Origin of the sequence: Salegentibacter tibetensis, assembly GCF_020164485.1 — a bacterium.
Classification (GTDB): Bacteria; Bacteroidota; Bacteroidia; order Flavobacteriales; family Flavobacteriaceae; genus Salegentibacter; species Salegentibacter tibetensis.
In genome coordinates this window covers 57,603-69,276 of the sequence record NZ_JAIQZA010000023.1, presented here as the reverse complement: position 1 = coordinate 69,276, position 11,674 = coordinate 57,603, and the positions used below count along the sequence as shown (strand labels likewise).

At 36.5% G+C, this 11,674-nt stretch carries 9 protein-coding genes; all 9 read right to left on the bottom strand.

Annotated features, from left to right (window positions below):
• Positions 1-289: 289 nt before the first annotated feature.
• Positions 290-511: a DUF6095 family protein gene (locus tag LB467_RS12660; RefSeq protein ID WP_224474407.1), complete on the bottom strand. Its 222-nt coding sequence runs from the start codon at positions 509-511 to the stop codon at positions 290-292.
• Positions 512-520: 9 nt separating this feature from the next.
• Positions 521-1,339: a DUF4249 domain-containing protein gene (locus LB467_RS12655; RefSeq protein ID WP_224474406.1), complete on the bottom strand. Its 819-nt coding sequence runs from the start codon at positions 1,337-1,339 to the stop codon at positions 521-523.
• A 1-nt stretch (position 1,340) separates the two neighbouring features.
• The gene (locus LB467_RS12650; RefSeq protein WP_224474405.1) at positions 1,341-3,719 is read right to left on the bottom strand and encodes a TonB-dependent receptor; all 2,379 of its coding nucleotides are present in this window, start codon (positions 3,717-3,719) and stop codon (positions 1,341-1,343) included.
• 139 nt (positions 3,720-3,858) lie between these two features.
• A complete protein-coding gene (locus LB467_RS12645) occupies positions 3,859-6,078 on the bottom strand; it encodes an NADP-dependent isocitrate dehydrogenase (protein WP_224474404.1) in 2,220 nt (739 codons plus the stop codon).
• Between the two features lie 608 nt (positions 6,079-6,686).
• Positions 6,687-7,037 (bottom strand): 50S ribosomal protein L19, encoded by a 351-nt coding sequence (gene rplS, locus LB467_RS12640; RefSeq protein ID WP_057481365.1) that lies wholly within the window; start codon positions 7,035-7,037, stop codon positions 6,687-6,689.
• Between the two features lie 114 nt (positions 7,038-7,151).
• Positions 7,152-7,838: a tRNA (guanosine(37)-N1)-methyltransferase TrmD gene (trmD, locus tag LB467_RS12635; protein ID WP_224474403.1), complete on the bottom strand. Its 687-nt coding sequence runs from the start codon at positions 7,836-7,838 to the stop codon at positions 7,152-7,154.
• A 51-nt stretch (positions 7,839-7,889) separates the two neighbouring features.
• Complete coding sequence (locus LB467_RS12630; protein ID WP_224474402.1) at positions 7,890-8,474, bottom strand: hypothetical protein; 585 nt, start codon at positions 8,472-8,474, stop codon at positions 7,890-7,892.
• A gap of 218 nt (positions 8,475-8,692) precedes the next feature.
• Positions 8,693-10,141 carry a glyceraldehyde-3-phosphate dehydrogenase gene (locus tag LB467_RS12625; protein WP_224474401.1) on the bottom strand — a complete coding sequence of 483 codons (1,449 nt, stop codon included), beginning with the start codon at positions 10,139-10,141 and terminating at the stop codon, positions 8,693-8,695.
• Between the two features lie 122 nt (positions 10,142-10,263).
• The gene (locus LB467_RS12620) at positions 10,264-11,661 is read right to left on the bottom strand and encodes a S1C family serine protease (protein ID WP_224474400.1); all 1,398 of its coding nucleotides are present in this window, start codon (positions 11,659-11,661) and stop codon (positions 10,264-10,266) included.
• Positions 11,662-11,674 lie beyond the last annotated feature (13 nt).

The following is an 11,674-nucleotide window of genomic DNA, read 5'->3' as shown; positions in this document are numbered from 1 at the left end:
CCGCAGCTTTTTATGCTGCGCCTTCGCTTGCATTCAAAGGCGGTCATTTAATATGTCGCCGCCTTTCTTTTGAACCCTTCATCATTTATTTGGTGAAGGGTTTTTTTATACCTTAAAGGGAAGGAAAGCCTTATTGCAATTCAGGGATCAAGCCTAATTGTTGTGTTTATGCAAAAATGGTAGTTAATCTATAGAGGAAGAATTCTACATTTTCCACTCCTCTAAACTGAGCCCTATATTTAATTGGACTCTTATTGACGGTGTTAGTCAAAGTATTCAACTAAATGTCCTAATCGAAAATAGCTTTAACTACAGTCATAATTCCTCTAAACATTAAAAGTATAGCGGCAATTAGAGCTATAATTCCTATAACTAAAACAGGAATATAATAAGGATGATCCTGGTTATTAAAAGCAGTAAATAAAATCGAAGGCCCGATTAATGTTAATGGCAATGCAAAAGCAAGGTATTTAATCCCTTTTGCTAATGTTTTTCTATTAGTATGTTTCATAATTGTTGCTTACTGTACAATATAGGTTGTTGAATCTACTTCTGAAAGTCTAAAATATCCAAAAGGGTAGTTTTCAGGATTGGTTTCATTGATAATATTTCCTTTTACTGTGGCTGGTTGAGACTGGAAGGGTCCGCCGCCATTATCCCCACCTTGAGATCGTAGTATGAATAAATAATTGTAAAAGGACTTTGAAATCCCTTCCATTGTAATAAAAATCTCATCACCTACAGCTAATTCATTGTTTGAATAAGAAGCTGAAACCTGATTACCATCTGTAAATTCATCTTCATAAATCTCTAATGAAACTCGGGAAGTAGAAAAGTTGCTAAATCTAAAAAGATAATAATTATCTTCTCCTGCAGGATCGGTGAAAAATGCCTCAACCTCGAGATCTTCTGCGGTAAAACCACCTTCATTGTTCTGCTCAATATGATCGATACCGGCTACAGGAACAAAACTTGAACTAGAGGAGTATATTTCATCCTGATAGCTTATTTCTAAGGTGTAATTTTCTTCAAATTTTGGATTAAATTCGGAATTTACATAAAAACCCTGGTTCTCATATTCAAAGATGAATTCTTCCCCGGTATCTGTTTTAATAATAACCCGGGCATCAGTAACCGGTTCAGCTTCCTCTTCATAAAAACCGGTTGTTTGTGATAATTTTATCTGCTGGTAATCACCAGAGGTATTCATAAACCAAATTAAAGATGCATCTATAACCAGTCGGGGTTCACTTTTTTCCAAATCTAAATCTATAACTTCCTCACAAGAACTTAGATTTAAAGCAAGAAATAATATGAATATGTTACTTAAATACTTCATCTTAAAATTTAAAATTATAAGAGACAGAAGGTATTATTCCGAATAAACTTAATTTTGCTGCTTCATTTCGGCCGGTATCCTCGTTTTCCCTAAAGCTGATTGAATAGGCATTTTTCCTATTGTATACATTGTAAATTCCAAAATTCCAGGAAGATTTTAAACCATCCTTTTTATCTGGTTTAGGAATGTAGGTCGCCGAAATATCTAATCTATGATAAGCCGCTAATCTATTACTGTTTCTATCTCCATAAACCGGAACATTTATTCCGTTAAAATTATATTGCCCGGTGGGGAAGGTGACGGGCAAACCTGTTTGGAAAGCAAAATTAGCGCTAAAATCCCATTTCCGGTTATAATCATAATTGCCGATGAGACTAATATCATGCGTTTTATCGAAATTAGTAGCATACCATTTTCCGTTATTTATCCCACTTTCGGCAGGAGTTCTTCCCGGGGTTTGTTGTTCAGATCTGGATAATGTATAAGCTAACCAACCGGTTAGACGACCCTTATTTTTCTTAGCTAGAACCTCAAGCCCATAAGCCCTGGATTTTCCGTTTAAGATTATAGTTTCAATATTGTTATTTGCAATAAGGTTTGCACCATTTACATAGTCTATACGATTCTGGATATCCTTATAAAATACTTCAGTCTCCAGGGAATATTTTCCTTGCTTAAAATTACGAAAATATCCCAAAGCATATTGATCGAGAATTTGAGGTTTAATAAATGGACCACTGGGCGCCCAGACATCAAGTGGAGTAGGAGAGCTGGTGTTTGAGATTAAATGAAGGTATTGCGCCATTCTATTATAACTCGCCTTTACCGATTGGTTTTCGCTAAAACTATAGGCTAAAGCCAGCCGGGGTTCCAGGTTGGAATACGTTTTTATTACCTCAGATCGCGAAATTGATCTCTGATTAATCGGTTCAGCCTCCTCATAAATATCGAGGACTGAATTGTAATTTATAGGTTCGTTGTTAGCGTATTCATTGAAACTATCCTGGCCCAGTCTAAAGAAATTACTGAATCGCAATCCATATTCAGCAGTTAGTTTGTTAGAAATATTATGTTCTACAGAAAAATACGTCGCATTTTCTAATGCATGTTTATTGGTGAGTTTGAAATAATTGATGCCCGAATCTTCATCTATTGGTGCGATCTCTCCCGGATTAAATTCGTAATAAGTATTATGAATCCCGTATTCTAATTGAAAATTGTCGCTTAAATAATGGTTAAAGTCATATTTGATATTCAGATTTTTGATACCGCTATCCCAGTTGAAGCCAACAAAATCCAGGGTGAGTCCGTAATAATAATCGCTGTATATGAGTGAGAGGTTTGTAAAAATATCATCTGAAACCACGTGATTCCACCTAAGGTTGAGAACGGAATTTCCATAAGTATTGATAAAATTCTGATTGATATCGAAAACATCACGACCAAAATATCCTGAAAATAATAATTTATTCTCCTCGTTTATAGTATACGTCAGTTTGGTGTTAAGATCATAGAAGTAAGCTGAATTTGGGTTATCGGCTAGTTTCAGAAATAAATGTGCGTAAGAACTGCGTCCCCCAATAAGAAATGAGCCTTTATCCTTTACGATAGGGCCTTCGGCAAGTAATCTACTCGAAATAACCCCAATTCCGCCCTGTGCTTTAAATTCTTTGCTATTTCCGTCACGTTGATAGATATCCAGAACGGAGGAAACCCTTCCTCCATATTTTGCCGGAATTCCGCCTTTATACAATTTTAGATCTTTAACCGCATCTGGATTAAAAACCGAAAAGAAACCAAAAAGGTGGGAGGAATTAAAGATAGTGGCTTTATCAAGTAGAATGAGATTCTGATCTACCGCGCCGCCTCGAACATTAAACCCTGAGGCACCTTCCCCGGCATTAGAAACACCGGGTAAAAGAAGCAAAGATTTTATGATGTCTACTTCTCCAAATACCACGGGCAACTTTTGAATGGTATTTATTGAAAGTTTATTAACACTCATTTCAGCACTCTTAATATTCAAGCCTTCATTGTTAGATTTTATAACTACTTCGTCTAAATTTTCGGAACCTTCGGTAAGGGCGGTATTAAAGCTTGTATCTTCAGTAATAGTAATGGTTTTTCTTAGGCTTTGAAATCCCAGATATGATATTTCAACCGTATAAGTGCCTTTGGATAATTTTATGGAATAGAAACCATATTCATTGGTTACTACACCTTTGTTTTCTTCTGGAATTATAATGTTGACACCTATTAAGGTTTCATTACTTGATGCATTGGTAATAGTTCCTTTTAGCGTATAAATTTCCTGTGCTGTTAAATCCAAACTGGTAAATAGAAAAAATAGTAAAAGGAGGTAAGGAAGAAAGAATTTCAATTTTTTGAGTAAATATAGTGTAGAAGCTTATTATTTAAAAGCTTAATGCAATTATTAAGAATTGTTGAAGTAATATATAGAAAAAATAAAGCCGGGATATTCCCCGGCTTTAAAATTCAATTTTTTTTAAAAAAAATAATTATCCTAGGATATCATTTAAAAGCTGGCTTGGTCTCATTGCTTTAGAAGTAAGATCTTCATCAGGCATATAGTACCCTCCAATGTCTACCGGAGATCCCTGTGCAGCAATAAGCTCTTTATTTATTTGCTCTTCGTTCTCTTCTAATTTAGAAGCCAAATCAGCAAAATGTTTCTTTAACTCAGCATCTTTGTCCTGGGCGGCTAAAGCCTGGGCCCAGTATAAAGCCAAATAGAAATGACTGCCGCGGTTGTCGTGCTCATTCACTTTTCTTGATGGAGATTTACTGTTCTCCAGAAACTTATCTGTGGCTTCATCTAAAGCTTCAGAAAGAATAAGTGCTTTCTTATTGCTGTAAGACTCACCCAGATGCTCCAGAGAAGCAGCAAGAGCAAGAAACTCCCCAAGGGAATCCCAACGCAAGTGACCCTCCTTTAAAAACTGTTGTACGTGCTTTGGAGCAGATCCACCGGCACCGGTTTCAAATAATCCCCCACCATTCATTAGAGGAACGATAGAAAGCATTTTTGCACTGGTTCCTACTTCTAGAATTGGGAAAAGATCGGTTAGGTAATCTCTTAAAACATTACCTGTTACCGAGATTGTATTTTCTCCTGCTTTTACGCGTTCCAGTGTATATTTTGTTGCTTCAGCAACCGACATTATTTTAATGTCTACGCCTTTGGTATCGTGATTTGGTAAATATTGATTCACTTTTTTGATCAACTCTGCATCGTGAGCGCGGTCTTTATCTAACCAGAAAATGGCCGGCCAACCGGTTGCTTTCGCTCTGTTTACTGCTAATTTAATCCAGTCTTGTACCGGGGCATCTTTTACCTGGCACATTCTCCAGATATCTCCTTCTTCAACTTTATGTTCGGTTAAAACCTTTTCATTCTTATCAATAATCCGAACAGTTCCTTCCGCAGGAATTTCAAAAGTTTTATCGTGAGAACCATATTCTTCCGCTTTTTGAGCCATTAGACCTACGTTAGGGACAGTTCCCATTGTAGTGGGATCAAAAGCGCCGTGTTTTTGGCAAAATTCAATAGTCTCCTGGTAAAGTGGCGCATAACTACTGTCTGGAATTACCGCTTTGGTATCCTGGGTTTCGTCATTCTTATTCCACATCTGCCCGGAAGTTCTAATCATTGCAGGCATAGAAGCATCAATAATTACATCACTCGGCACGTGAAGATTGGTAATTCCTTTATCAGAATTCACCATTGCTATATCCGGTCCTTGTTCAAGATCAGCTTTAATTTTAGACTCTATTTCCGCTTTTTTATCTGCCGAAAGGTTTTCAATAGCATTTAATACATCTCCAAGTCCACTGTTTGGATCTGCGCCTGCCTTTTTAAGTTCTTCTCCATATTCATTGAAAACATCTTCAAAAAATGCTCTTACTGCGTGACCAAAAATAATGGGGTCAGAAACCTTCATCATTGTAGCCTTCATATGTAAAGAAAATAAAACTCCTTTTTCTTTAGCGTCTTTTATCTCTTCCCTAAGAAATTGTAAAAGCGCTTTTTTACTCATTAGGCTGGCATCAATAACTTCACCTTTAAGTAAGTGTAAATTATCTTTAAGTACTTTCTTATCACCACTTTTTGAAGTGAATTCAATTTTTACATCGGTTTCTTCACTTAGGGTCAAAGATTTTTCGTTTGCTTTAAAATCCCCACCGTCCATAGTGGCAACATGAGATTTGGAGTCTGAACTCCATTCTCCCATTGGGTGCGGATGTTTTTTGGCGAAATTCTTTACAGCTCTTGGAGCACGTCTATCTGAATTTCCTTCACGAAGCACAGGGTTTACGGCACTTCCTTTTACTTTATCGTAAGTTTCCTGTATTTTCTTCTCTTCGTCATTTGCAGGTTCGTCTGGATAATCGGGTAATTTATAACCTTTCTCCTGAAGTTCTTTAATAGCAGTTTTTAACTGCGGTATAGAAGCACTGATATTTGGTAATTTTATAATATTAGCTTCAGGTTTTTTAGCTAATTCTCCAAGATAAGCCAAATCGTCACTTACTTTTTGATCGTCTGAAAGGTATTGTGGAAACTGGGATAAAATTCTTCCAGCTAGTGAAATATCTTTAGTTTCCATTCCTACGTTTGCCGCTTTGGTATACGACTTTACAATAGGGTAAAAAGAATAAGTAGCTAAAGCCGGGGCTTCATCTGTTTTGGTATAAATGATCTTTCCAATCTGTGTCATTTTGTAATTTTTATAGCTGATTAATTATAAATAGTCTAAACTCAGTGAACGCCCAATTTTTACTGGGCGTTCGAGCTTTGCGCAATATAATATTTTTCAGGCTTCTATCATAGCTGAAGAGCCATTAAAGCCTGTTAATTATTATTAAAAAAGAATAAAAAAAAAGCCACTTCATCTTAGTAACTAAAATGAAATGGCTTCTACTGAAATAATACGTACTCACTGAATTTTCGAAATTCTTTAAGGGAAAAATCCCAGTGTGTATTATTTCAATGATTCAAAAATAAAAACTTAATAAAGTTGTATTCTTGAATCTAATGGGTTTCTATCCTTCAAACTTCTTTTGACCTGGCAAAATATGAGCGTTATATAGAAGATAAAAACCGTATGTAAAGATTTTTAGGCTTTACACGGAATTTTGGTTTAATAAGAAATCCTTTTGTCATTCCCTTCAACTAAATTCCATATTAAATATACAATAAAACAACGGTAAAATAAAATTTTTAACTTTTTGTTATACAGGAACTTAAGGGCTTTGTGTATGGAGGTATATACTAATAAAAAAGCCCCGAATTACGGGGCTTTTTATTAATTTAATAAGATGTATTCTATCTTTTAGCTTCCTTAATACGAGCTTTTTTCCCGGTAAGTTCTCTAAAGTAATAAATACGAGCTCTTCTTACTTTTCCTCGTTTGTTCAATTCAATTTTTTGAATTGCAGGAAGGTTTAAAGGAAAAATTCTTTCTACTCCAACAGTACCACTCATTTTTCTAATGGTAAAAGTTTGTGAAGCACCGCTTCCTCTTTTCTGAATTACTACCCCTTTAAAAAACTGGGTACGGGTTTTTTGACCCTCTTTAATTTCGTAATACACAGTAATAGTATCACCTGCAGAAAATTGAGGTAAATCTTTTCTTTCAACGAATTCGTCTTGTACGTACTTAATTAACGATTCCATAATTTCTTATTTAATGTAAAATCCAAAACAACATGCACGGACTTCGCCAGAGGTTATTTTAGAACGAGTGCAAAAGTATTAATTTTAATTTATATCGCAATTGAGAAATTGCAATTATTTTTCTGTTTCATCCAAAAGATCAGGCCTTAAGCGTTTAGTGCGTTCATAAGCTTTTTCTTCCCGCCAGGCTTCTATCTTCGGAAAATTTCCCGAAATTAAAATCTCCGGAACTTTCCATCCTTTATATTCCGCAGGTCTTGTGTAAACCGGTGGAGCGAGTAAATTGTCCTGAAAGGAATCGGTTAGGGCAGAGGTCTCATTGCCTAAAACTCCGGGAATTAGTCTAATGATCGCATCACAAACCACGGCTGCACCAAGTTCCCCGCCAGATAAAACATAATCGCCAATAGAAATTTCTTTGGTGATAAAATGATCTCGTACCCGTTGGTCTACTCCTTTATAATGACCGCAAAGAATTATAAGGTTTTCCTTAAGTGAAAGGGAATTAGCGGTTTTTTGATTAAAACTATCGCCATCGGGACTCATATAGATAATTTCATCATAATCCCGCTGATTTTTAAGATCTGATATGCATTTATCTATAGGTTCTACCATCATCACCATCCCGGCGCCACCTCCAAACTGATAGTCATCAATTTGTTTGTAGTTGTCAGTCACATAATCCCTTAAATTATGAAGATGAATTTCAACGTACCCGTTCTCAATAGCTCTTTTCAGAATAGAAGCTTCAAAGGGACTTTTTAGCAAATCTGGAACTACGGTAATAATATCTATGCGCATATTTCTTATAAAAATGCAAAGATGCTAATTTAAATTTTAGGTAAAGAAAATTTAATCCTTGGCTTTGTTCTTCTCATCCTGAAGCATTCGGCCTAAACGCTGTTCCTTTTCCAGGGCTTTAGTACGATAAGCGTCAAATTCCTTTTCGGTTTCGTTTAAATTATGTCTTGCTTCTTTAGTAGTCGCATTGGAGTTTTTAAACTTATAGATAAAGAAAAGTAGCGCCAGGATTAAAACACCAACAATTCCCCACATTAAAGCCATATAGCTTCCTTTGCTAAAAGGCATACCAAGAAACATTATGGCATCTTTTTCTTCGTTCACACGTTGAAGATCGGCCTGAGTTTCGGCTAATTGATTTTCAAGATTTTCGATTTCTTCATTTTGGCTGGAAATAGTACTTTGCTCTTCCTGAAGCTCGTTCTTTAAATCCTGAACGTGGCGTTTGGTATTATCCCGTAATTCAATTAAAGCATCATAATCGACTACTTTGTAGCCCTGGTAGTTGTTTGAAGATTCAATAAGATTGTCAAATTCATCTTCAATAAAATTGGAGGTAGCCAATGAATCCTGAGCGGTTAAAACACTGGTTGAAAATATTAAAAGTAAACTTAAAAAAATAATGTTACGCATCATTTGGGGTTTTTCTGGTTGAGAATTTATATGCTTGAACGCCTTGTTTTTTCACTTATTGTAATAGCATTCACTAATTTGAACTTTTTTTCTAAATTCCTTTAAATTAATAATTTGAGCGCGCAAATGTAAAGTATTCTCAGTAAAAAACCCACCAAATTTAGGTGGGTTTTTCGGTACTTTTACTCGATAATCGTGATTTATTCGCTTTGTGGAAAATTTTAATAATAAGTAAACCTTCGTACCTTAGCGATATATTTTGCCAGCCTAACTAATTGATGGCTGTAGCCGTATTCGTTGTCATACCAAATATAAAGGATTACATTCTTACCATCTGCCGAAACTATGGTTGCTTTGCTATCATAGATCGCCGGGGCATTTGTACCAACGATATCTGATGAAACCAACTCATTATCCAGTGAATATTTAATTTGTTCTACGAGGTTTCCTTCCAGTGCGTATTTCTTTAAAATATTATTTACACCTTCAACGCTGGTTTGTCCTTCAATTTCAAGATTTAGTATCGCCAGCGAACCATTAGGAACAGGAACCCTAATTGCGTTAGAAGTAAGTTTTCCTTCGAAAACAGGTAGAGCTTTGGCTACAGCTTTTCCGGCACCGGTTTCTGTAATTACCATATTAAGTGCAGCAGCACGACCACGGCGGTATTTGCTATGCAAATTGTCTACCAGATTCTGGTCGTTAGTATATGCGTGAATGGTCTCTAAATGACCGTGTACCACGCCCAAAGTATCCTGAACCGCTTTTAGAACGGGAGTAATTGCGTTTGTAGTACAGGAAGCGGCTGAGAATATCGAAATTTTATCGGGGTTATATTCTTTATGGTTTACTCCATGTACAATATTTGGTATACCTTTTCCGGGAGCTGAAAGTAAAACCTTCGCTGCTCCTTTTGCTTTTAGGTGTCTGCTTAAAGCTTCTTTATCCCTAAAAGCGCCAGTGTTATCTATAATTAAGGCTTTATTAATTCCGAATTTTGTATAATCTATATCTTCGGGTTTATCTGCGGAAATCACCTTCACGGTGGTACCGTTTATAATAAGGGCACTGTTTGCCTCGTCTATGCCAACTGTTCCGGAAAAATCCCCGTGAACTGAATCGTTTTTAAGCAAAGAAGCGCGTTTTTCCAGAACATTTTTGTCTACCGTGCCGCGGGTTACTATGGCACGTAGGCGCAACTGACTTCCCTTACCGGTTCTGGCCATAAGTTCTCTGGCAACCAGACGACCAATACGTCCAAAGCCGTAAAGCACAACATCTTTAGGAACGACTTTATCATATTTTTTGGCATCTTTCAGTTTATCTGAAACAAAAGCCATAGCATTTAAATGTCCCTTGTCTTGCAGGTGATATTCATAGGTTAATTTTCCAATATCAAGTTTTGCCGGTGGTAAATCAATATCCTGGATAGCCTTTGCGATTTCTGCCGAATCGAATATTGAAATAGGTTTTCCTACGAATTCTCCCGCATATTCATGAAGATTGAGAATGTCGCTGACATTTCGGTTAAGCAACTGATTTCTGAATAAGACCAGCTCAATAGACTTATCGTACCAGAGGTCACTTATTATATTAATAAATTCTACGGTGGCTTTGCGCCGATTTGCCTGAAAAGCGAGTTCCTTTTCGTAAACTTTGTTAAAGCTCATGTGTGGTTTGTGTGTATTAATAATGGCGCAAAAGTATAGATTTCAAACGTTTTCGTGAAGAATTTTTTGCATAAAAAAACTCCCTGAAATTTAGGGAGTTTTGATAAGGACCTCGCTGATTTTTATCTCCAAACCATACGTTGTTTTTGGCCATTTTTATCCACAATGGTAATCACTATGTCTTCTGAAAAATTCTTTTTTCTGAAAATTCGTTCAACGTCGCTTACGCTCGATACATTTTTGTTATCTATTGCTGTAATAATGGTTCCTACCAATTCTTCAGCAGGTAATCTAGGCGAAAGGGTACGGTGAATTCTTACACCATTTTCAAGGTTTAAAGCCTGTAATTCTTCCTGGCTGGCATTAGAAACTTCAATTTTTATCGGTTCTATGGTATAGGTTTCAAATTTAGTTAGGGTTACATTCACCTCTCTTTCCCTGCCGTCTCTAAGAAAGCTAACCATAATTTTATCGTTTGGTCGTTTGGAATTGATATAGCCGGTTAAATCAGAAAACTTATTAATATCTATATTGTCTAATTTTCTAATAATATCGCCTTCTTTTAAACCGGCCTTTTCGGCGCCACTGCCATCAGTTACCTCTGCCACCAAAACACCCTGAGAAGTTTTAAGTCCCCATTCTTTTACAGCCCGGGCATTAACACTGGCTCCTCTAATTCCTAAAATTCCTTTTTGAACATCTCCGTACTCCATAATATCTTCTACGATCTTGCGGGTGTTGTTAGATGGTACGGCGAATGCGTAACCTATATAACTTCCGGTTTGGGAAGTAATTGCGGTATTAATTCCTACCAGCTCTCCATTGATATTCACTAAAGCCCCACCACTGTTTCCTGGATTAATTGCGGCATCAGTTTGTATAAAAGATTGTGAAGTGGCATCACGTGTATTTAAATCTCTTGCGGTAGCACTAATAATTCCAGCGGTTACGGTAGATTTCAGGTTAAAAGGATTTCCTACTGCCAAAACCCACTCTCCAAGCCTTACATTATTAGAATCGCCAAATGGGATGTAATCCAGATCTTCTGCATCAATTTTTAATAAAGCGATATCTGAATTTTCATCGGCCCCCACAATTTCTGCAGTGTAAGTTTTGTTATTGTTTAAGGTAATTTCAATTTCGTTCGCATCTCTAATCACGTGATTATTGGTTACAATATAACCGTCGGGTGAAATAATAACCCCCGAACCGGCACCCTGAAGTGCTTTTCCGCTACTATAATTTCCACTAATAAGATCTTTCATGGTTCGCGGACCTTTAAAAATCGCAACGTTTTTTACGTGTACCACTCCGTTTACCGTTCTTTCTGCAGCTTCGGTAAAATCGGCATTAGTGCCATAAACATTTCCCGAATAATTCGCAGGAATTACTTTAGTTGCGGTATTGGAAACCGGAGGTAATCCCGCTGGGGTTTCTTCTTCAAAAAACATTTTATAGCTTCCTAAAGTCAGCGCGCCTCCAAGAATGGAAACGAGAAGTAATTTTGATAAATTTTTCATTTTTTAAATAGGA